General features: G+C 63.3%; 22 protein-coding genes. 12 read left to right on the plus strand and 10 right to left on the minus strand.

The features are described 5' to 3' along the window. Nucleotides 1-23: 23 nt before the first annotated feature. The 3 genes from BN4346_RS44955 to BN4346_RS44965 all read left to right on the plus strand — a co-directional run bounded on the left by BN4346_RS44955 (nt 24) and on the right by BN4346_RS44965 (nt 4,144). Entirely contained in the window at nt 24-1,250 is a 1,227-nt protein-coding gene (locus BN4346_RS44955; protein WP_078058850.1) for an alkaline phosphatase family protein, read from the plus strand. Between the two features lie 171 nt (nt 1,251-1,421). Next, nucleotides 1,422-2,846, plus strand: a complete 1,425-nt coding sequence (locus BN4346_RS44960; RefSeq protein WP_327345116.1) for an alkaline phosphatase family protein — start codon at nt 1,422-1,424, stop codon at nt 2,844-2,846. Nucleotides 2,847-3,025: 179 nt separating this feature from the next. Continuing rightward, nucleotides 3,026-4,144, plus strand: coding sequence for a nitronate monooxygenase (locus tag BN4346_RS44965; protein WP_067976766.1), 1,119 nt, complete (start codon nt 3,026-3,028; stop codon nt 4,142-4,144). Nucleotides 4,145-4,147: 3 nt separating this feature from the next. On the opposite strand, the gene BN4346_RS44970 is transcribed toward BN4346_RS44965, so the two are convergent. The 6 genes from BN4346_RS44970 to BN4346_RS44995 all read right to left on the minus strand — a co-directional run bounded on the left by BN4346_RS44970 (nt 4,148) and on the right by BN4346_RS44995 (nt 8,138). Further along, nucleotides 4,148-4,759, minus strand: a complete 612-nt coding sequence (locus tag BN4346_RS44970) for a GNAT family N-acetyltransferase (protein WP_067976767.1) — start codon at nt 4,757-4,759, stop codon at nt 4,148-4,150. 92 nt (nt 4,760-4,851) lie between these two features. Continuing rightward, nucleotides 4,852-5,271: a hypothetical protein gene (locus BN4346_RS44975; protein WP_067976768.1), complete on the minus strand. Its 420-nt coding sequence runs from the start codon at nt 5,269-5,271 to the stop codon at nt 4,852-4,854. Nucleotides 5,272-5,497: 226 nt separating this feature from the next. Then, a complete protein-coding gene (locus BN4346_RS44980) occupies nt 5,498-5,935 on the minus strand; it encodes a hypothetical protein (RefSeq protein WP_078058851.1) in 438 nt (145 codons plus the stop codon). A 1-nt stretch (nt 5,936) separates the two neighbouring features. Continuing rightward, the gene (locus BN4346_RS44985; RefSeq protein WP_067976769.1) at nt 5,937-6,896 is read right to left on the minus strand and encodes a hypothetical protein; all 960 of its coding nucleotides are present in this window, start codon (nt 6,894-6,896) and stop codon (nt 5,937-5,939) included. After that, nucleotides 6,850-7,107, minus strand: coding sequence for a type II toxin-antitoxin system Phd/YefM family antitoxin (locus BN4346_RS44990; RefSeq protein ID WP_078058855.1), 258 nt, complete (start codon nt 7,105-7,107; stop codon nt 6,850-6,852). Before BN4346_RS44990 ends, BN4346_RS44985 begins: the two co-directional genes overlap by 47 nt. Before the next feature lie 104 nt (nt 7,108-7,211). After that, nucleotides 7,212-8,138 carry an alpha/beta fold hydrolase gene (locus tag BN4346_RS44995; protein ID WP_235653796.1) on the minus strand — a complete coding sequence of 309 codons (927 nt, stop codon included), beginning with the start codon at nt 8,136-8,138 and terminating at the stop codon, nt 7,212-7,214. A 79-nt stretch (nt 8,139-8,217) separates the two neighbouring features. On the opposite strand from BN4346_RS44995, the gene BN4346_RS45000 reads away from it, so the two are divergent. From BN4346_RS45000 to BN4346_RS47905, 6 genes are all read left to right on the plus strand, one after another. Then, the gene (locus tag BN4346_RS45000; protein WP_373693206.1) at nt 8,218-8,550 is read left to right on the plus strand and encodes a VOC family protein; all 333 of its coding nucleotides are present in this window, start codon (nt 8,218-8,220) and stop codon (nt 8,548-8,550) included. Nucleotides 8,551-8,751: 201 nt separating this feature from the next. Next, nucleotides 8,752-10,221, plus strand: coding sequence for a putative alpha/beta hydrolase (locus BN4346_RS49300; RefSeq protein WP_235653797.1), 1,470 nt, complete (start codon nt 8,752-8,754; stop codon nt 10,219-10,221). Then, nucleotides 10,218-10,523 carry a hypothetical protein gene (locus BN4346_RS45010; protein ID WP_067976770.1) on the plus strand — a complete coding sequence of 102 codons (306 nt, stop codon included), beginning with the start codon at nt 10,218-10,220 and terminating at the stop codon, nt 10,521-10,523. Before BN4346_RS49300 ends, BN4346_RS45010 begins: the two co-directional genes overlap by 4 nt. A gap of 385 nt (nt 10,524-10,908) precedes the next feature. Then, nucleotides 10,909-11,391: a hypothetical protein gene (locus tag BN4346_RS45015; RefSeq protein WP_208863323.1), complete on the plus strand. Its 483-nt coding sequence runs from the start codon at nt 10,909-10,911 to the stop codon at nt 11,389-11,391. A gap of 558 nt (nt 11,392-11,949) precedes the next feature. Further along, entirely contained in the window at nt 11,950-13,188 is a 1,239-nt protein-coding gene (locus BN4346_RS45020) for an IS701 family transposase (RefSeq protein WP_067976772.1), read from the plus strand. A gap of 117 nt (nt 13,189-13,305) precedes the next feature. Further along, nucleotides 13,306-13,560: a hypothetical protein gene (locus BN4346_RS47905; RefSeq protein WP_154677677.1), complete on the plus strand. Its 255-nt coding sequence runs from the start codon at nt 13,306-13,308 to the stop codon at nt 13,558-13,560. A gap of 427 nt (nt 13,561-13,987) precedes the next feature. On the opposite strand, the gene BN4346_RS47910 is transcribed toward BN4346_RS47905, so the two are convergent. Further along, complete coding sequence (locus BN4346_RS47910) at nt 13,988-14,482, minus strand: hypothetical protein (RefSeq protein ID WP_154677678.1); 495 nt, start codon at nt 14,480-14,482, stop codon at nt 13,988-13,990. 287 nt (nt 14,483-14,769) lie between these two features. Here BN4346_RS47910 and BN4346_RS45025 point away from each other — a divergent pair, with 287 nt between their 5' ends. Both BN4346_RS45025 and BN4346_RS45030 read left to right on the plus strand, forming a co-directional pair. Continuing rightward, nucleotides 14,770-15,549 carry a DUF5631 domain-containing protein gene (locus tag BN4346_RS45025; RefSeq protein WP_167666270.1) on the plus strand — a complete coding sequence of 260 codons (780 nt, stop codon included), beginning with the start codon at nt 14,770-14,772 and terminating at the stop codon, nt 15,547-15,549. Beyond that, a complete protein-coding gene (locus BN4346_RS45030; protein WP_067976773.1) occupies nt 15,546-16,427 on the plus strand; it encodes a hypothetical protein in 882 nt (293 codons plus the stop codon). Before BN4346_RS45025 ends, BN4346_RS45030 begins: the two co-directional genes overlap by 4 nt. A 29-nt stretch (nt 16,428-16,456) precedes the next feature. Here the strand turns inward: BN4346_RS45030 and BN4346_RS49305 are convergent, their stop codons facing one another. From BN4346_RS49305 to BN4346_RS49310, 3 genes are all read right to left on the minus strand, one after another. After that, complete coding sequence (locus tag BN4346_RS49305) at nt 16,457-17,176, minus strand: hypothetical protein (protein ID WP_235653798.1); 720 nt, start codon at nt 17,174-17,176, stop codon at nt 16,457-16,459. Nucleotides 17,177-17,423: 247 nt separating this feature from the next. After that, nucleotides 17,424-17,723, minus strand: a complete 300-nt coding sequence (locus BN4346_RS47915; RefSeq protein WP_154677679.1) for a hypothetical protein — start codon at nt 17,721-17,723, stop codon at nt 17,424-17,426. A 414-nt stretch (nt 17,724-18,137) separates the two neighbouring features. Continuing rightward, nucleotides 18,138-19,145: a DUF4226 domain-containing protein gene (locus BN4346_RS49310; RefSeq protein ID WP_067976775.1), complete on the minus strand. Its 1,008-nt coding sequence runs from the start codon at nt 19,143-19,145 to the stop codon at nt 18,138-18,140. Between the two features lie 151 nt (nt 19,146-19,296). Here BN4346_RS49310 and eccB point away from each other — a divergent pair, with 151 nt between their 5' ends. Beyond that, the gene (eccB, locus tag BN4346_RS45055) at nt 19,297-20,793 is read left to right on the plus strand and encodes a type VII secretion protein EccB (RefSeq protein ID WP_067976776.1); all 1,497 of its coding nucleotides are present in this window, start codon (nt 19,297-19,299) and stop codon (nt 20,791-20,793) included. Nucleotides 20,794-20,795: the final 2 nt, after the last annotated feature.

The raw sequence follows: 20,795 nt of genomic DNA on the forward strand, positions 1-20,795 counted from the left end.
CACTTCAACGAGGAGACCCGATCGTGACAAAGGTGAAGCAGTTTCTGTGCGCTACGGCCGTCGCCAGCCTGGTTGCCGGTACGGGAGCCGCGGCGGCAGGGACGCCGCTGGGACTGTCTGCCGTGACCGCCGAGTGGATGCTCGCCGCGGAGCATGTGCTGCTGCTCGGCACCGACGGCACCAACCTGGACAAGATCCTGGAGTACGCCTACAACGACGACAGCGGCTTCAAGATGCTGATGGACCGGGGTATCACCGCGGCCACCACCATCGCCGGCCATATGACTATGTCCACGCCGTCGTGGTCGACGATCCTCACCGGGGTGTGGGACGACAAGCATGGGGTGGTCAGCAACGTCTACCGGCCCGAGCCGTACACAACCTGGCCGTCGGTGTTCAACCTGATCGAGTACAACAAGCCCGAAGTCGACACCACAGTCATCTCCGGCCGGGGCCTGTTCACCGAAATGGCCTCCACCGGGGGTTATCCGGCCGACCACATCATCGGTATCACCGGTGGCTCCACCTCAGCGGAGATGGACGCACTGGTCACCCAGGAGACCATCTCCCGGATCCTGGCGACCACCAACAACCCGAACCTCGACACCTTCATGTTTTCCTACCAGTCGCAGGTGGACCATGCCGGGCACTCGTATGGCGGCGGTTCAGAGCAGTACCGGGACGCCGTCATCAACGTCGGGGCCAACTGGAAGGAAATCCTGGAGGCGGTAGCCCAGGCCGAGGCGGCTACCGGCGACCGCTGGACGATCATCGGGGTCACCGACCACGGCCACCAGCAGAACCCGGACCTGTTCGGATTCAGCCTCGGCCACGGCTTCCAGTCACCCAACGAGACGTCGAGCTTCGTGATGTTGTCGTTGGCTGGAAACGACGCGCAGGCCGGCGGGCAGAGCTTGAGCTACCAGACCATCGACATCACCCCCACGATCCTGCAGGCCTTCGGCATCCCGATGCGGTCGGACTTCGACGGTGTCCCGATGCAGACCGACCCGGACATCCTGAACGGCATCGTCTTCCCGGCCGATCTCAAGCAGGCCCTCACCGACGCGATCCACAGCTACGGCTACCCGGACATCGGCACCGACGTCATGCTCAGCATCCGTGCACTGGCGGGCGGAGCCGGCTACTTCCTCGAGAACTACGCACTGCCGCCCATCCTCAACTACCTGCAGACGATCGTCGACCAGGACATCTTCCCCCTCCCCGATGTGGATGCCCTGCTGAGCTGATACAAGGCCGGTGACGTGCGTCTCGCCAGCTGAAATAACCCACTGACCTCCTCAGCAACTCCCTGCTCAAATGAGCGATTTTTGGCAGAAAACTGAGTTTTCGCTGGGTAACTGTTAGTCTTGCGCCAATTGGCTGGCAATATTCGACGAGGGAATCCGACCGTGACAACAATGAAGAAGTTCCTCAGTGGTGTGGCCGTCGCCGGCCTGGTTGCCGGAACGGGGGCCGCTGTCGGGGCGCCGGCGGGGCTGTCCGCAACGACGGCCGACTGGCTGCTTACCGCCCAGCACGTGTTGCTGATCGGCACCGATGGCACCAACTTGGACAAGATCCTCGAGTACGCCTACAACCAAGACAGCGGCTTCAAGACCGCGATGGACCAGGGCATCACCGGGGCCGCGACCGAGGTCAACCACACCACGATCTCCGGTCCGTCGTGGTCGACGATCCTCACCGGAGTATGGGACGACAAGCACGGTGTGATCAACAACGTGTTCGAGCCCGAGCCGTACGACAAGTGGCCGACGGTGTTCAACCTGCTCGAGAACTACAACCCGAACATTGAGACCTCGGTGATCGCCGACTGGGACTACATCAACGACATGGCCGCCGCGGGCGGCTACGGGGCCGACAACAACTTGTTCGTCCCGTTCCAGAACAACTGGGCCGACACCGACGCAGCGGTCACCGCGCAGACCATCGCCCAGATCCTGGCGACCACGACCAACCCGAACATCGACACCTTCATGTTCTCCTACCAAGTGCAGGTCGACGAGGCCGGACACGGGTTCGGCGGCGGGTCGGACGAGTACAAGCAGGCCGTCATCAATGTCGGCGACAACATTCAGCAGATTCTGGCCGCAGTCGCGCAGGCCAAGGCGGCCACCGGCGACGACTGGTCGATCATCATCACCACCGACCACGGCCACCAGCAGTCGCTGGGCTTCGGGCACGGCTTCCAGTCGCCCAACGAGACGTCGCAGTTCGTCATCTTCGATCAGGCCGGCGACCACGCCACCGACGGCAGCCAGAACCTGAACTACTCGATCGCCGACATCACGCCCACGATCTTGTCGCTGTTCGGCGCCCCGATGCGGTCGGACTTCGACGGCGTCTCGATGGCGTTCGACCCGACCGTCCTGAACGGCCTCGTCACACCCGTCGACCTCAAGCAGGCGCTCACCGACGCGCTCGCGATGTACGGCTACCCGAACATCGGCAACGACCTGGCCCTGGGCCTCCGCACCGTCGTCGCCACCGTCCCTTACGTGATCGACGGTTGGGTCGGCGACATCGACAAGTTCCTGCAGGGCATCGTCGACCAGGACATCTTCCTGATCAGTGATCTGGCCCAAGTCGCCCAGGAAGTCAATGACTTCTTCGGTGGTCTGTCGGTAGACGCGCTCCAACTGGTGGCGCACGGCGTCGCCTACCTGACGGGATCCGGGACCATCGAACCGACCGACCCCCCGCTGCCGCATCCGGGGAGCGCCGAATCCACCGGAATCGAGTCCTTGTTGGCCGGCCACAGCTTCTCGGCTCCCGACCTCGGCGACTCCGACCTGTCAGCGCTGCTCGCGGCACTGGTGGGCTGATAGCTCTTCGCACGCCGATATGCCGCCAGGTCAAAGACCTGGCGGCATCGGTGTTTCGGTCATCAGACCGCACCAGCCGTGCCGCTTCAGCTGTGCTGCGATAACGTCGCCGCAGTTGCCTCACCCCGTGGGGCCGAGGAACCGTTCTCGATCCCCGTTACCAAAGGAGCGGCGACACCGTGAAGACCCCCCTCTGCGAGCAGTACGGCATCGAATTCCCGCTTTTCGCCTTCAGCCACTGCCGCGACGTGGTGGCCGCGGTGACCAACGCGGGCGGCTTCGGCGTGCTCGGCGGCGCCGCCTACACACCGGAACAGTTGGATCAGGAACTGACCTGGATCGACGAGCAGGTCAAAGGAAAGCCCTACGGCATCGACATCATCGTGCCGGCCAAATTCGAAGGCAAGGGCGAGAACCTGTCCGGTCGCCAACTGTCCGACCGGATCCCCGATGAGTATCGGGGCTTCATCGCAGAACTGCTGGCACAGCACGACATTGAGCCCGAGGAAAAGCCCCGCGTAGGATCGGCCATGCTCGCCGGCAGCAACGGCGAACAACTACTCGAAGTCGCCGTCGCCCATCCCATTCGCATGATGGCCAACGCACTCGGTGTGCCGCCGGACTACATGATCAAGTCCGGCAAAGACAATGGCATTCCGGTCGCAGCGCTCGTCGGCGCCAAGGAGCACGCCCTTAAGCAAGTAGCGCAAGGTGTGGATCTGATCGTCGCTCAGGGAACCGAGGCGGGCGGACACTGCGGTGAAGTCTCCACGCTGGTCGTCGTTCCCGAAGTCATCGAAGCCATCGACAATGCCGTGCCCGTGCTTGCCGCCGGCGGGATCGTCACCGGTCGACAGATGGCGGCCTGCGTGGCGTTGGGTGCCGCCGGCGCATGGACGGGTTCGGTATGGCTCACCACCGAGGAAGCCGAAACAGCTCCGCACACCGTGCAGAAGATGCTCGCGGCCACCTCGCGGGACACCATTCGCTCCACCGGGCGCACCGGCAAGCCCGCTCGCCAACTGGTCTCTGATTGGACTGATGCGTGGCGGCCCAACGACAAGGGCCACCCGACCCTGCCGCTGCCACTGCAATCGATGCTGGCCGAACCCACCTTGCGGCGCATCGACAAGCTGGCCGCCACCGGACACCCCGGGGCGCAAGCCCTGTCCACCTATTTCGTCGGCCAGGGGGTCGGGCTGATGAACAAGGTGAAGTCCGCACGTGACGTCGTGTTCGAGTTCGCCGAGGACTACATCGCCGCCGCCGAACGCCTCAGTGGCTCGGTCAGCGACTGAGCACTACGGGGTCTGCGGCTCCCGCCACATCTTCCACAGCGTCGGGCCGCCGTTGGGGACATTGATCTCGCCGATCACCCGGAAGCCGAAACGCTCGTAGTACGGCACGTTTTCGTGCTTGCTGGACTCCAGGTAGGCCGGGCAGAGCTCGGCGTCGCAGCGATCCAGCCGCGGCTGCATGACGGCCTGCCCGAAGCCGCGTCCCCGCACAGACGGGTCGCTGCCGATCACCGCCAGATACCAATGCGGTTCCTCGGGATGGCTGGCGTCCAACAGATCCGTCAGCGCACGGCCCTGCGAAAGCCGGAAGCCGAACGACCGGAACAGCGATGGCACCATGCGCAGCTGCGACCAGATCGACTGCTTCCAACGGTTGGGCGGGTCCCACAGCGCGGCCGCCCCAACGACTGCACCGTCGTCGGCCACCTCGACACCGCCGCCCGGCAGGTGATGAACCCGAGTAGATGTGCCGAAGAACGTCGTCAACTGCTCGGCGCGGGCCTGGTCGTCGGGAAGCAGCCACATCGAGACCGGGTCGTCGTAGAACGCCCGCCCCAATGCCTGCGCCAGCGAGGGGATATCCGATTTCTGGGCGGGCCGCGAGTCGATTGCCATGGGGCTCAGCGTATCGGGACGAGTCGGATTCATGGCTGCGGCCTGACTTCAGGCATCGAGGGCTCGAAGTTGGTGTAAGGCGGCAGGCCGCACTAACCCATGTCGGGGCCCCAGTACTTGAGCGCGTTCCCTTCCTCAAGCGCCGCAAGTTTCTCGCACGAGTGGACGACTGAAGAGTCGGCGAATAAATCCTTAATACGGCCCACGTTGTCGCGAATCCACGCCGCAGTCTCTGCGGGCGAAATTACCTTTTCCTCGTCATAGCCATCCAAGTATTGGCGAACGATCGGCGCGCGGAACCAGTTTTCCGGCGAGCTCATTCCGGTTGGGGAGACATCGAATTGGATTTGTCCACGATCATTAGCTATCTGCCAAGTCAGTGTTGGTCCGGTGAGTGTTAACGAGGCGTTGATTGTCGCCGAACCTGTTGTTTTGGAATTTGTGATCCGGTATTCGGGATCCAGATAGATGAAGTCAAGATATTGCAGATAGAACTCCAGCAACGTCTTCATCGCGGCTTACCTTCCATCGATGGCGCCAACGTGTCCGCTCTCACCCCTCACGGCGGTGTTGATTTCTTCCGGCTTACACGTTTTATGCTCCTTTGATCGCTGCAGATATTGCAGTCCTAACGCCCGTTTCGGGGTGGGAGTGCTGCGGTTTCCCATAAATTACCTGGACGAAGGTCCGAACCAATCACAGCGTGAGTCGGCGTTGCTCTGCGTGGCAATTTCCGGGTTAACTGAGTCCTTGCTGCTGACGCCAGCGTGCCCAGTACTTGTCTGAGTTGGATTGCCGCAATCCCCTCAGTTCTTTGCATACTTCATCGAGTGCCGATGCGTTAGAGAATATTTGCTCGATTCGATCCATATTTTCCCGCGCCCAATCGATCTCTTCCGCTGCTGACAGGTAAGCGATCTCTGGTTCGGCATCGATATACTGCTTGAGTAGAGATACCCAGAACCAGTTTTCGGTCGCAGCTAACTGCGTGGGCGCCACCGTAAGCTCTATCCGCCCTCGATTATTAGATAAATTCCAACTCAGAATCGGACCTGTCAGCTCTAGAAACGCATCGATCGTGGGGAGGCCACGGCTCCTGGAGTTAGTGATGCGGTATCGCGGATCGAGATACAGCACCTCAAAATGTCTTAGGAAATACTCCAAAAGGGTTTTCATTCTAACGACCTCCACTTGACGGAATCCATTTAGTTTCGCTTACCTGGCGGTATCCACGCGATTCCAAGTATCTGATCTCGGCAGCCGTAAAGCTGTCTGGCCTAACCATCTCGAATGGAGCTGAAAGAGTGATTGAGTCGTGGTTAGCAATCGCCATGTCGAGGACGTGCTGGTTTGCGGCCAGTCGTTGAGTGTCGGTGGCTGAGTACCAGGCGTCACCGATATCGAAGTAGCTGGCTCCATGCTGCCGCGCGACATCGATGTAGGACGGCGCACCGCCAGGCGGCTCAAACGGTCCGATGACGGTTTCACCGCTGCCGGTGAGGTGCTGTTCAGACAAAATCCGCAGCTGTGGACTCATATGGTCGAGCGGATTGTCCAACGTAAAAGCTGGCCACGACGGCACCGATTCGCCCGGCAACGGATGAGGAACGTGTGGACCGGTCTCCAGCAGCGGATGCTCGTGGGTGCTGGCCGGCGGGATGTGCTCGCCGCTGGTGGTCACCGGGGTGTGCAACCCCGGGTGGTGGGCGGCTAGGTCCTGCGCGGCCATGTCGGCGCGGATTTCGGCTTGGGTGATCGCCCGCGGCAGCACGTTGTCGGCACCGAGTCCCATGGCGGCACCGCCGCCGCTTTCCAGGGCTTCACGGGCGAACAGCGACCGCATGCCCTGCCAACCGGCTTCGATGCCGGCCTTGCCGGCCCCCACCGCTGGGCCGGCTCCCACCGCGGTGAAGATGACGTTCTGCAGCAGCGCGTCGTCGGGGGTGACCCGACCCGGATCGAGGAATCGCGAGGCGACCAGTTTGCCGTCCTGATAGGTGAAGTACGCCCCACTGCCGGCACCGGCGCCCTGGTCGTAGATCTCGCCGCGACCGTTCTTGAGCACCCCAGTCACCACCATCTTCTGGCCCTCAAGGGTGTAGGCGAACGACAACGCCCCATCCTTGCCCAGCTGCACCGACGCCGGGTCGATCCTCGAGGGTCCGCAGGGCGGCAGTGGCCCAGACCTGCCGCAACTCCGCACCGGAGACCCATTGACGGCTCGCGGTCGGCCCGAGTTGGGCAACCGGGCGCCCCGCGACGGTGACAATGAGCTGTTCTCCCGACTCCGCGCGGCGCAGTACTTCGGCCACGTTATTGCGAAGTTCCTTCTGGGGAATCACCGCCATCACCCGATGGTAGTAGAACTGCTACCAGGTGCTCTACCTAGGCGCCGACGTCAGCACCGTGCTCGGCGGCAACTTTCACCGGGTGGATCGGGAGACTGGCGGACCTAGTTTTTCTTGATGCCGTGGGCGAATTCTTTTATCGCCCCGATGAATTCGCTCGGCTTCTCCACTATGGGGCTGTGTCCTGATCCGGCGATGACGACCGGCTGCAGGCCGGCCTGGCGGTAGCGTTCGACGTTCTGGGACGTCGGGGTCAGCACATCCCTTTCGCCCCAGACCACCAGCACCGGTTTACCCAAACCCGCGAGCCGGTCGGCCACCGCCCGCTCTTCGTTGATCCGGCTCGCGGTCTTGGCGTCGCATAATGCGTTGTGGGTCATCCGTTTCAACGATCGGTAGGCCAACGTGGGAATCGGGAAGTCGGCGGCAAATCCGGTCTGCAGCGAGCTCTTGTCGACGGCGTCGAAACGGCGCACCTTGTCTATCGAGGGACCCAGCACCGGCCAGCACACCGCGTTGCCGAGCGCGGGCATCGCGGTCATTCCCAGCGCCGCGGGTGTGTCGGAGACGATCACGCGGTCCACCAGGTCCGGTGCGCTTTCGGCCAGTACGGTGGCCACCGTCCCACCCATCGAATGCCCAACCAACCCCGCGTGCCGGACCCCCAGGGCGTCGAGCGCCTGGTGTACGGCCGTCGCCTGCCCGGCAGCGCTGTACGGCTCCGCGTCGCTCGGGGCCTCGGAGCCGCCGTGGCCGACCAGGTCGATCGCCACCACCCGGGCACCCTGCGCCAGTGCCGGCGCCACCGCCTCCCACCACTGGATCGACGCCGAATAGCCGTGCAACAGCGCTATGGCACGATCCCCGCCCGAGCCGTACTCGCGGACATTGAGATCCGGCCCGGGCAGCTCCAGCACCCGCCCGCCCGCAAATGGCTCAGCGGCCCGTGAGATGTGGTTGGTGACCACCATATTGACCAGCAGCGCCACCAGGACAACCGTGATAGTCAAGGCGGCAAGACGTTTACCCACCCGCTGACGGTAACCCGGGCTTAGCCTGGAACGAGAGTAAAACCCACAGGAGGAAGCAGTGAGCGACCACGACATCCGGATGATCGTCTTGTCCACCGACGACCTCGACGAATCGATCAAGTTCTACAGCGAAACCCTCGGCATGCCGTTGAAGTTCCGCGACGGCGCCCACTTCGCCGCCCTCGACGGAGGATCGGTGACACTGGCGTTGGCGACCGCGGTTGACCACCCCATCCACGGGCAGGTAGTGGTCGGCATCAAGACCGACGACGTCGACGGCGCCGCGAAAGCCATCGAGGCCAGCGGCGGCGGAATCGTCAAGGGCCCCTACGACGATGCTCACGAGCGCCGGGCTGTGGTCTACGACAACAAGGGCAACGGGTTGGTGTTCTATAAGCCCTTGGGGCGGTAGGCGGTTGGTTCCTTTCGCCCGTTACAGCACCGGAATCTGTTGGGTGAATTGACGGGGCCGCTATCGCAACTAGCGTTGAACCGACATTGAACGCAGCGGGAGGCGACCGGTCATGCTCGTCAACACGGCGATGCTGCGCACCGCGGCGAGTGCGCGGGACGGTGCGCTCGGGTGAGTCCTCCGATCCTGCAACATCTTCAGGTGGACGGCCTGATCGCTTCGGCCGGCGGTGATCCGTGGGCGATCGCCGACAGTCCGCAGGCCGGCAGCCCGACCCAGATCAACTTTCTGGCGCAGGCGTTTCATTCGGCGGCCGGCTCGTCCACCGCGGCCGAGGAGACCTTCCGCACCGCCCAGCAGCACTTCGAGCAGTACGACCGGGAGAACGGTGAGCAGCCGATCAACAACGGTGCCGAAGTGCAACGGGTCAAAGAAGGCCTGCACGCCACCAACGCCCAACTCGGCCAGATCGCGGCCGATCTGGAGACTGTCGCCGCCGCCCTGGCGCAGGCCCGCGCCGCCGCGCAGGCCAACATCACCGCGCTCAACGCCAACCTGAAGGCTCTTGACGCCCGGATCGGCTACTACCTTGAGTTCGAAAACCAGGGCCACGACTGCGACGCGGAGATCAACCAGTGCACCCGGCAAGCCAAAGACGACACCGCGACCGCCCTGCACAACGCCACCGTTATCCGTAGCACCTATTCCAGCACCCTGCAGCAGGCCCTGACCAACCTACGGGTCAAAGACGGCTACCGCCCGGCTGCTGAAGTACGTAAATTCGACGGGGATACATTTAGCGAACGAATGCGAAACCAGGCCCAGGCGTTCGAGAACGCATACGGGCGTCAACCGGCTAGTCAAAACGACTGGCGGATGGCCGAAGCTCTCGATCCCCATAGTTATGACCCGAAGAATTTCGGGGTGCCTCCGCAGATCGTCGCCGGGCGGTTCCAGCCCATGCCCGGGCGAGGAGTTGTACGAACGAATATGTTTATCCCGACTGATCAAGTAGTAAACACGTTCAAGGACGGCACAGACATAGCCAATGGCCGGCTCCTGCCGAGGAATCTGGGCGACAATCGCGGTCCCAGCGCAGCGGCGGACATCGAAGCCTCCCGTGTTTCCATGTTCATCGACTACGACCACGGTCTGATCGTGGTACGGCAGAATCCGACTGTTAACACCGACGGACAACGCGGCGGCGCCGCGGCTGGAATCCCCAACGTCCATGTCATCCAGTCGCCGGACGGGCGCATGACCGTCGACTACGCGGCACAGGACGCCTACGAAAATCCCTTTGGTACAGCCGCCGGGATCACAGTTAACGGTCGCGTTACCTTCAGCCCACAACCTAACGGCGCTATCAGACTAGGCGGGACCAGCACGATCTATCCGAGTATGGAGACCTACCAGTACCGCGATGGGCTAGCGCCCCAACAGCTGCAATGGAACCCTGCCAACTCCGGGAGCCAATGGGGTCCGGCGACGAGCCTGCCCCGTCACCACTGGGTGGGTGACGCGACGATTCCTTATGTACGTCCCGACATGCCGGATTGGAAATGGGAACTAGAGAATGCGTTGCCGTTCGTGCAGGATCCGTTCATTACACACACGCAGCAACTCATCGATCCCGCCGACTACATCCCGACGGTATCGGTGGGACGATGAACAGCGTCCGTTTCGCCAAGCCGTCTTTCGAGCGGGTGTTGTGGTCGATCATCGCGGTAGCCGCAGCATGCTGCGTGATCGCGGGCGTATTCCTCTACAGCGTCGCCATCGCCACACACAGTGATGTGGAAACGCCACCCAAGGGCGAATACGTTCGGCTGCTCATCCTCGACCTCACACTATGGGGGCCGGTATTGCTACTGACGCTGTGGAAGTTCACCCTCCCGCTCGTTGTCGGGCTCGGCTGGCTCGCCGCGGCGCTACGCCGGGCGGCACCGCCACCCCCGCAGAAGCAGGACTGAACAAGCTCTTCCAGATTCAGGGTGCCTTGATCCGGCCCTGAGGCCGAGCTGCGCCAACTCGTCCAGTCCGTGGGGTAGGCCTGAGCGAATTCGTTTGAGGCACTTGAACATCACCAACTTGCCTGCGGATGATCAACCGCATTCCGGCCGGCCAGTTCGACAGGTCGGCCATGCCCGTCACTTCGGCGCCCCAGGCGTCGTCCCGGATGCCGCCGTCGGTGTCATAATGCTCCTTGACCTGGTCCAATTCATCCCTAAGCAAGATGGATCCTGCCAGCTCAGAGCACCTTTCTTCGTCAACGCCACACGGTCACAACGAATTACCGTGAAAGCGCGCGGCTAGGGGACTGGAGCCGGCTTGAGGTCTACCATCCGCATTGTGACCATGACACCACCTCCTTGGCCCACACCGCCTGCCGCCCAGCCACACCGCCGGTCCACTGCGGTATTCGCGGCGCTCGCTGCGTTGCTATCAGTCGCTGCATTGATCGTGGCGATTATTTCGCTAACTCGCTCAGCGGACACAGCGACGCCTCGTTACACGGCCGCGCAGCAAGCCGACGCCCAGAAGCGTCTCTGTGACAGTTACAAGCTTGCAGCTCATGCAGAGCACATCGAGACGAACACACCCAACAACATTGCGCTCGCGCGTCTCTCTGCAACCAACGGCGCCCTGATCCTTGAGACGGCTGCTGAGGACCCCGCCCTCGATCCTAAGTATCGCGATGCGGCCCGGGCGCTCGCACTCACTTACCAAACGCTCGTGGCGGTTGCCACTGGGAAGGATGGGGGAGACCCGGAACTCGAAGCGGTGATCACCAATACCAACACCAATGCTCGCGCGATGCAGGAGCTCTGCGGCGATTAGCCGCCTTCGATTAGGAGGTCGACGCCGACTGAAGCTACCCCGACGCTCCGGCGTCAGCCCAGACGGCGGGGGCGTGAGATCAGCCTGTCCGATTCGAACACCCGTTCCGTACCCAGGACGCATCGACTAGACCTCTGACCGGGCCCGGGGTGCGGCTGCCGCTGCCATCGCGTTCAGCAGCCAAGACGGCCGCCTGCTGAACGAACGCAGTCCCCAATCAAGATGTAAACGTCAAATCGCGTCGAGGTCTACCATCCGCAGTGTGACGATCAACCCACCGCCGCGGCCCTCACTGCCGCCGGTTCCGCCGCGTAGCCGATTGACACTGGCGCTCTTGGCGCTGACGGCGTTGCTATCCGCCGCTGCTCTTGTCGTGGGAATACTAGCTCTAATACTACAGCCGTAGTTCGCTTCCGGTGAGCGGGTTCGGCGTGTTTGCGCTGGTAGGGGCGGCTGCCGGGGCATGATTCACGGTTTGTGAAGACGAGAAAAACACCCACGGCAGCCGCGGGTTTGAGAGTAGATCACCAACGCTGGCGCGATGGCCTGGACGCGCTGATGAACCGGATATCGGGCCGGTTCGCCCGCTATGACGCCGCGCGAAATGCGGGCGCATTCGTGCTGGGTGTGCTCTCGGCGGTGGAGTCCAAGAACTGCTGGACGATGGCCGAACTGTCTGGGCATTCCACTCCGGATAAATTGCAGCACTTGCTTGCTCGCGCCAAGTGGAACGCTGACGACATCGCAGATGAGCTGCGAACCTACGTCGTCGAGGCGTTCGCCGATTCTGATGCGGTACTGGTGGTCGATGAAACCGGCGATGTGAAGAAGGGCACCAAAACTGTTGGTGTTCAGCGGCAGTACTCGGGAACCGCGGGCCGGATCGAGAACTGTCAGGTCGCGGTCTACATGACCTACACCAGCAGTCGGGGCCACGCGTTGATCGACCGTGCCCTGTACCTACCGAAGTCGTGGGCCGATGATCCGGACAGATGCCTGGCCGCTGGTGTGCCCGAGAGCGTGGCGTTCGCCACCAAACCTGCATTGGCTACCGCGATGATCGGTCATGCTCTTGACGCCGGCGTGCCCGCGTCGTGGGTGGCTGGCGACGAAGTGTACGGCGCCGACCCGGATCTTCGAACTATGTTGCAGCACAGGGGTGTCGGGTACGTGTTGGCGATTAGCTGTGACCGGCGAGTACCCACAAAGGTGGGCAGCCTGCGCGTCGATGACCTTGCCTGCGCACTACCGATGTCGGCGTGGCAGCGTCGATCCGCCGGTGCGGGGGCCAAAGGCCCACGCATGTACTCGTGGGCGTGGATCGCCACCACCGAGAGCGCCCCGAGTGGGTCGTGTTCGGTGCTGATCCGCCGCAACGACATCACGGGCGAGCTGGCCTTCTACCACTGCTACAGCCCAGCCTCGGTCCCACTGGCTGCCCTGGTTCGTGTAGCGGGGCGGCGCTGGACAGTCGAGGAATCGTTTCAAACCAGCAAGGGATTGACCTGCCTGTACCCGCATCAGGTTCGCACCTGGACCTCCTGGCACCGCTGGACGATCCTGGTCATGCTCGCCCATGCGTTCCTGGCCGTGCAGACCGCCACCCAACGCGACACCGAGCACCACAACCCAGCACTGATCCGGTTGAGTGTCAACGAGTTTCGGCGACTGTTCGTCGCTCTTATCCTTACGCCGCTGCACCACCGCGACCGCATCCTGGACTGGTCACTCTGGCGCCGCCGACACCAGCAACAGGCCTATCAAAGTCGCCAAAACTGCAGGTCAAAGTACCAATAGCATCGATCTACGGCTGTAGTACTAACCAAGTCGGAGCATGACCCTACGTATACAGCCACTCAGAGAGCGGCGGCCAAAGCACAGCTATGCAGCAAGTACACGCTTGCTTCAGATGCCGTGAACATTGAAACGAATGGCAACGATGCAGCATTTGCACGTATCGCCGCCGCAAATGGTGCGACTATTCTTGAGGCTGCCGCTACAGATCCTGCGCTCGATAACGAGTACCGTGATGCCGCGCTTAATCTGGCTCAGGCTTATCAAACCATGACTGCGGCTGCCAGCAAGGGTTCGGATAACAAGCAGTTTCAGGACTCTATCGAGACGATGACGACGGGACAACGCGTACTGAAGGAACTATGCGGTGACTGATCTACCGCCGGGGAAATGGTCGTCCTACCTGGTAGGTGCGTGGTGGCCCGCACCTCCGACCGAGCCGACTAACGGCGTCCGGCACTGGTCTGATCAATCCAGCGCGAAAGAACACGAGGCTGTTGAGCTCCAGGCTTTTACTGACGGCGTAAGTGCGAGAAACAGCGGGCAGACCACAGAGGACGAGCTGATGCGCCTAAGGGTTGGCTATAACCGTCTTGCGAACGCCGCCGAACACTGTCGCAGCAAAAGCGCCGCTAGCACCAGTGTCGCCAACGCCGTTGATGATCTTCGTACCAAATTGCGGAACATCGCCGATCGATACAACCCGAAGATTGATGAGCTTGTCGCGAAGAACACGCCTGAGTCGATGGCCGAAGCTATTGGCTTAATCGCCACTGCCAATTCTGAAGCTGCCGAACACGGTTCAGAAGCCAACGGAAAGATCGTCGCGGCAACGCAGCAGATGTTCAACGAACTGGGCATCGAGGGTGACGCACAGCGATGGCTGCAAGACAACGGCGCAAAATTTAGCCCACCACCGTCGCAACCACCCACCAGCGAAGAGCTGAGCAGAAAGGCAGCCGGTACCGACCAGCTGCCATTCCCGTACGGAGCTGGGGATGTGGACAGTCACCCCGGTCCCAAGAGTGTGGACGAACTCCTCCTTCCGGCCGGCCCCGCCAACAGCGGCACAGGAGGTAACGACACTGGGGAGACGGGTGGCCCCAACAGTGGCGGTGATAGCCGTGGCATCGCCACAGGCGGCAGCAACAACATCACCACAGGTGCCGGCAGCAACGGCATCACTACAGGCGGCAGCAACAACATCACCACAGGTGCCGGCAGCAACGGCATCACTACAGGCGGCAGCAACAACATCACCGCGGGCAGCGGCAATATCGGAACTCAAGGTGGCCAAACGGGCGTCGCTAACCTCGGTGCAAGCGGACCGTCAGGTGGGAACGGTGGATTCTCGGGAGGTGGGATCGGGTCACCCGGCGCCGTCCCGCCCCCTGCCGCTCCTGCCATGCCAGGCCTCGGCAGCCCCGGCGGCAGTGGAATGCCGCCCGGCTTCCCGGGCGGCGGCGGCCCCACCCAGGCACTTTCCGCGGGCATGCCCGGCGGTGGACCTCCTGGACCGGGCGGGCCACCGCCGATACCGCCGGGCGGAGCCGGCACCGGGGGCTTCGGTCAGCCATCGCAACCGTGGCCTCCACCGGCGATCGGCCGGCACCCGGCAAGCCCACTGCCGGTGTCGGTGGCCAGTCCGGTGCATCGATGGCCGGCAGCATGGGCGCCGGGGGCACGGCCGGTGCCGGAGCCGGTACGGCCGCCCGTCGGCTGGCCGAACACCAGGATCTGCAGCGCAAAGTCGAAGCGGTGGCCCGGCAGGCTCCGAACCTGGCCTGGGCGGCCGGCCTTCGCGACGACGAGATCACCACCGTGCTGGCCACCGACTTGGCCGGCGGCTGGATTCCGCCCACCGTCAAACTCCCGCCCGGCCTGACGCTGCTGGATCCGGCCCACCGCCGCCGCGACACCAGCGCGGTCGATCTGCTGGGTGCAGTGATCGCAGCCGCGGCCCACCAACCCAACACCTACATCACCGAGGCCGGTCCGAACGATCCAATTCCCGGCAGCGGGGAACGCGCCCGCTATGGCCAGCACGTCGACGAACTCGGTCCCACGCTCATCGATATCACGGGCGCCAACGACCGGCTACCGCGGATCGTGCAGACCGTGGCACGCGCCGTGGCACGCAGATCCGGCGTCGCCGACAACGAGATCGCGCTGTTCCGGCAGGTAGTCACCGATACGCAGGCGCGAGTACTGTCGGCCTATCCCCAGCATGCTCCGCGCGATGTGGCCGACTGGATGTTGTTGGCGGCCATCGACGCCCTGATCGACGGAAGCGAAGAGCTCGCCCGCTACCACCTAGCGTGGTATCTGGCAGTGGCAGTACGGCATGGAGGTGTGGCGCCATGACAGATGACTTCGTCAAGCACTACGGTGCCGACTTCTTGCACATTGCGCTCTCACAGCCCCCGACGGCGATCCCCCCTGGCCCGAACAACACCGAACTCGCCAACGATCACCGGGACCGCACCGGCCACGCCGCCGACGCCGTACGAAAGTTCGCGTCCCACGAAGCCGACGCGGCATCAAAGTTCCAGAATGTCGCCTCCCAGGGTGACGCCCTGATGGCACAGCAGCAGCTTCCCCAAGAAGCCATGGGCGGGGCAATGCAGGGCGTCAACAGCGCGATGCAAGGCATCACCAGCGCACTCAGCGGAGCTCTGGGCGCGGCGACCAAACTGCCGCAGGGGTTGATGCAGGCCGGCCAGGGTGCGTTGTCGCCGCTGATGAGCGCGGCGTCTTCCCTGGGCAAGGCCGGGCTCGGCGGTACCACGCTGGCCTCGGACATCAGTCCCGATCCCGGCTTGGGCGGCGGGGACTTCGGCTCCGGCGGAAGCGGCGGCGGGCTGGGCGTGGGCACCACGCCGGCCAGCAACCTCGGGCCGCCCCCGGTCCCGGGAACATCCACGCCGACCACGCCCGCCAGCTCGATGGCCAACACCGGGGCGGCCGGTCCCGCAGGCGGTGCGCCCAGCGCCGGTGGAGGTGGCGGCGGGATGATGCCGATGATGCCCGGCGGGGCAGGCGCCGGCGGCAAGGGCAGTAAGGACGACAAGACCGACGTGAAACGGATCGCCGCGCCCGGCGTGCCCAACGGGCAGCCGGTCAAGGGCCGGACGACGGCCCCGCCCAATGTGCCGGTGACCAAGTCCGTCGCAAAGGATGCTGGCCTTCCTGGCATCACCCCGCTGAAACGCATTGTGGACAAAGACGATTCGTCGAAGTGACCCGTCGGCCGCGTTGATCGCAGCGGCGTCTACTTATCTGCGATAAGCGCGGCGCCTTGTCGTGTCAGGAACGGACCGATCAGATCGACCACGACCCAGCGTCGCGCCGTATCAACCCCGGTGATGATTCCTAGGTTCGCGGTGGAACCGTCCACTTCCGCAGTGACCGGAGCGCCGATGATCTTGGCATCGCCGGCGGTGTCCGTGTCGTCCGCCGCGACGACGACTCGGTCGATGCCGGCAGGGATGTCTCGCAGTTCCGCTGTCACCGCGAGATCCACCACCCGCCCTCCGACAACCCTGCCGTCGAGGTCTGTCCACGCTGCGCGAGCCCGGTTGCGTTGCACCACGTCGGCTGTCTGGATGGTCGCGGCGGTCGGAGGCTTCCCGTTGACTGTGACGTCGACGGGCAGAGCCCAGCCGCCCGGTCCGGATCTGAACACGGCCAGCGGCGATATCGGCATCGTCCAAGCCTGGTCGGCCACTTGCGGACGTGATTCACCCGCCGTCAGGTAAGCGATTTCGCCGATCTGGGTCCGAGTTGGAGCCAAGCCGGCGTCTTCGATCTTCATGACGGCGACCGAAGCATCTCCGTCACCGTGTGCGCACTGGGCGCCGGTCACAAAGCCGGAAAACCGTTGTCCCGCGGCGTCCGGATCCGGGAAATCGACATAAAAGCCGGTCGTACACACGGTCGTCGTCGTTCCGTCACCCACGAGCACCTGAATTCCGGGCTGCAGCCGCGACACCGGCCTCGGCACTACAGTTGCCTCGTTGACTGCAGGGGGAAGCAGATTGGGCGATAGCGTCCCTGTAACACTCGACGTACCCACAACGGGCAGGTTCTGTGGACTCTTTGACTCACAACCGGCGGCCGCTAGGGCAAGACTGATCGAAATAGCGGCGGCCAACGTTCGACGACCCCGAGCCATCTGAATTCTTCCTCTCGTTCGGGTTACCGCCGCAACCTGTCAGCCGAAACTTGCGGCACAACAATCACTCCTGCGGGCGCATTGAGGTTTTGGACCCATCCGGCCAAACGATGTCTCCGGTGCTGTCATCAACCTGGCCCCCGAATTTTCCTGCTTCCACGACGATTTCGCCATATTCTTGCACTACTTTATTTCTGGCCAATTGAACAGCATCGTGTTCACGCTTCCATTCTTGATATCGCGCCGCCTGTGCAGGGTCTTCCATATCGAAAGCGATACCGTCGGGCCATTTTTTATTGAACGCCCTAACCTTATTTGCGACTGACTTATTTTCCTGTTTCCAGTCATCAATTTTCTTAAGCAAGTCGGCCGCATCCGCCGGGTCGTACGCGGGCGGTTCACGCGTGGGACTAGGGGTGGGCGGCGGACTGGTCTTCTGGCCACCCCGTTTTGCCCCCTGGAACCATTAGGTACTGGGGCGTGGTAAATAGGACGTTGAGGCCGCCTATCAATGATAGAATCACCACGCCGACCATGAATAGCCAAAGGTTGAGCCGCTTTCCCGGTTCCCAAGATTTCGTCACAAAGTAAGCTGCGACAGCTGCGATTCCCCAAAGCGCGATAGACAGGAAGTACCCGTTATATAACGCGTATCCGCCGCTATACCCCAGCACGGCAAGTATCAGACTTGCAAACAAGAATAATCCAATTCCGGTCACGACGCCGAGGGCGAAAAACGCGGTGCGGAGTGCAGTTGCTTTTAGACCGGCCACGACAATCAACCTCCTCCCATTTCGCTTACATTAAGCAGCGGAAAACCCTTTGCCACAGCGATGTTTCGAGTCAGGTTGTCGATGTAGGGCTGCCAAGTAGTGTATGCAATTCCGGTGTACCCAAGCCTCTCCACAGGTGCCGTGATATTGCGGGGGAAATCTTCAATTGCTCCAGGGCCATGCGCGATTAAACCGCGGATGCCTAAATGAAGCTGACCGCCGTCTTCGTAGAAGCGGAAGTGGATGGTCGATCCTTCGCCGTCCACATGGCCTGGGAGCGTTTTGAATTCGATATTGATAGCATCGGCGGTCTTCTGAACTTGAGTCACCTCAACCGGGAATGGCATGTTGGGTCCTTTGCTGCCCATTCCTACTGAAAGCGGGATGTGGTCGCCGACCTTCGGAAAGTCGCGGGGTGCGCCACCTATGGGAAAATTGCAGTTGAAGCACCGATGTAACTCATTCCAAACGTCGTCGATGCTGGCGCCGATTCCCGCACTGGGGTTACCCGGACCGGCTAGGAGGACACCGGACTTGAGGTCGATGTTGTACTCCCAGGGGCGGTCGCTGTTGCGGTCCTGGGGGAACGGTCCACCTGGGGTCAACGGGACATGGTGGTCGACGAGTTGGATGCCGTGGCCGCCGAGAATTCGATTCTTGTTGCCACCAGCCGGATACCGTCCGGTCAACGCCTGCACCTGGGCCGCCCGCTGCTGACTGTCAGCGGACGCATCGGCGACGATCTGGTGGATCTCCCGGGTCTTGCCGGCCAGATACACCTGGAACTGACGGGCACCGGCCGGGGTGTCCAGACCAGGCCAAGTCGCAGCACTCTGGTGGATCTCGGCTTCCAACGCATCCAGACGCGCCCGCGACTGCAGGTTGTACTGGTAGGCGCCGCGCAGGATCCCCTCGAAAGACCGATCGAGCTCAACCGAGGTCGCCAACCGCTGCACCAGCTGCTCTTCGCGAGCCCGGGCGGCCTCGGCGAACGCCCCCAACTGGTCCGGCATAGCCCACAAGGTACGCGCGCCCGGGAGGCATCGCGTGCGCGCAACTGACTGGTTCCCGCTGGCCAACGCCAGTAATGTCGTCGCGGTGCGCTTTGTCGCCGCAGGGGGCGGCGCTGCATCGCCGAGCGTGCGTCGTTAGGGGTAGCAGAGCATGCCGCTGAGTCTGTCGAACCGGGACCAGAACTCCGGTCACCTGTTCTACAACCGACGACTGCGCGCCGCCACCACGAAATTCTCGGTGCGGATGAAGCACGACGACCGCAAACAGACCGCCGCGATCGTGCTGTCCATCGTGCTGATCTTCATCGGCATGGGCTGGATGCTGCTGCTGAACGTGCTGCGTCCGGCCGGGATCGTGCGGACGTCCTCGATCGTGGGCGACCGCGACTCCGGTGCGATCTACGCGCGCATCGACGGGCGGCTCTACCCGGCGCTGAACATCACCTCGGCGCGGCTGGCGGTCGGTCACGCGGAGGTGCCCACCTGGGTCAAACCCGCCGAGATCGCCAAATACCCGACCGGCCCCATGATCGGCATCCCCGGTGCCCCGACGTCCTTGGTGGCCAATACCGCCGCCCCCTCGGCCTGGGCGGTCTGCGACACCGCGGGCTCCCCGCGCCGCGCCGAACCACCCGTGGTGACCTCGATCGCGGGCCCGTTGAGCGCTGGCCGTGCCACGCCGCTGGCCCCGGATGCGGCCGTGCTGACCCGCTTCCAGGGCGCCACCTACGTCATCTGGGGCGGCAAGCGGTCCCAAGTGGATCCCGCCGATCGAGCGATCACGCTCAGCCTCGGCATCGACCCGGGCATCACCGTTCCGGTGGAGATGTCGCGGGCACTGTTCGATGCGCTGCCGAGCACCGAGCCGCTGCGGGTCCCGGTGATCCCCCTGGCCGGCACCCCGTCGCAGTGGGTGCCCGGGTCCCAGGTCGGAACGGTGCTGGAGACCCGGACGGCCGGCGGCGGCTCACAGTTCTACGTGCTGCTGCCCGACGGAGTCCAGAAGATCACCAGCTTCGTCGCCGACCTGATCCGCAGCGCGAACTCGTTCGGGTCGGTGGCGCCCCTGGTGGTCAGCCCGGACAAACTGGTCAACATCCCAGAAGTGGGCACGCTGCCGGTCGAGTACTACCCCAACAGCCGGCTCAAGTTCGTCGACACCGCCGCCGATCCGACCACCTGCGTGGCTTGGGAGAAGGCTTCCGGAGACCGGCAGGCGCGAATCACCCTGTACAACGGGCGCGGCCTGCCGGTGTCACCGGCGATGGACAACCGGATCGTCCGGTTGGTGCGTGATGACCGCAGCCCCAACTCCGTGGTGGCCAACCAGGCGTTGGTGTTGCCCGGCGCAACGAACTTCGTCACCTCGACCAGTGAACTGCTCGACGCCGATTCCCGCGAAACCCTGTTCTGGGTGTCGCCCAACGGTGTCCGGTTCGGCATCGCCGCTCAGGACGAAACCCTGCGCGGCCTCGGCCTAGATCCCGGCTCGGCGCAGCAGGCACCCTGGCCGCTACTGCGCACCTTCGCGACCGGTCCGGAACTGTCGCGGCATGCCGCGCTGCTGGCCCGCGACACCGTGGCGTCGGCCGGCGCGGTGCAGCCGGTGGTCCCCAACAATCAGCAGGGCGTCCCGGGAGGGCACTGAGG

Origin of the sequence: Mycolicibacter icosiumassiliensis, assembly GCF_900078685.2 — a bacterium.
In the GTDB taxonomy this organism is placed as follows: Bacteria; Actinomycetota; Actinomycetes; order Mycobacteriales; family Mycobacteriaceae; genus Mycobacterium; species Mycobacterium icosiumassiliensis.

Bases quoted from the DNA above. Each gene is read 5' to 3' on its own strand.
- BN4346_RS44960 (WP_327345116.1), top strand. From the start codon at position 1,422: ATGAAGAAGTTCCTCAGTGGTGTGGCCGTCGCCGGCCTGGTTGCCGGA.
- BN4346_RS44970 (WP_067976767.1), bottom strand. From the start codon at position 4,759: ATGGCAATCGACTCGCGGCCCGCCCAGAAATCGGATATCCCCTCGCTG.
- BN4346_RS44975 (WP_067976768.1), bottom strand. From the start codon at position 5,271: ATGAAGACGTTGCTGGAGTTCTATCTGCAATATCTTGACTTCATCTAT.
- BN4346_RS44980 (WP_078058851.1), bottom strand. From the start codon at position 5,935: ATGAAAACCCTTTTGGAGTATTTCCTAAGACATTTTGAGGTGCTGTAT.
- BN4346_RS44990 (WP_078058855.1), bottom strand. From the start codon at position 7,107: ATGGCGGTGATTCCCCAGAAGGAACTTCGCAATAACGTGGCCGAAGTA.
- BN4346_RS45000 (WP_373693206.1), top strand. From the start codon at position 8,218: ATGATCGTCTTGTCCACCGACGACCTCGACGAATCGATCAAGTTCTAC.
- BN4346_RS45010 (WP_067976770.1), top strand. From the start codon at position 10,218: ATGAACAGCGTCCGTTTCGCCAAGCCGTCTTTCGAGCGGGTGTTGTGG.
- BN4346_RS45015 (WP_208863323.1), top strand. From the start codon at position 10,909: ATGACACCACCTCCTTGGCCCACACCGCCTGCCGCCCAGCCACACCGC.
- BN4346_RS45020 (WP_067976772.1), top strand. From the start codon at position 11,950: ATGAACCGGATATCGGGCCGGTTCGCCCGCTATGACGCCGCGCGAAAT.
- BN4346_RS45030 (WP_067976773.1), top strand. From the start codon at position 15,546: ATGACAGATGACTTCGTCAAGCACTACGGTGCCGACTTCTTGCACATT.
- BN4346_RS49310 (WP_067976775.1), bottom strand. From the start codon at position 19,145: ATGCCGGACCAGTTGGGGGCGTTCGCCGAGGCCGCCCGGGCTCGCGAA.
- eccB (WP_067976776.1), top strand. From the start codon at position 19,297: ATGCCGCTGAGTCTGTCGAACCGGGACCAGAACTCCGGTCACCTGTTC.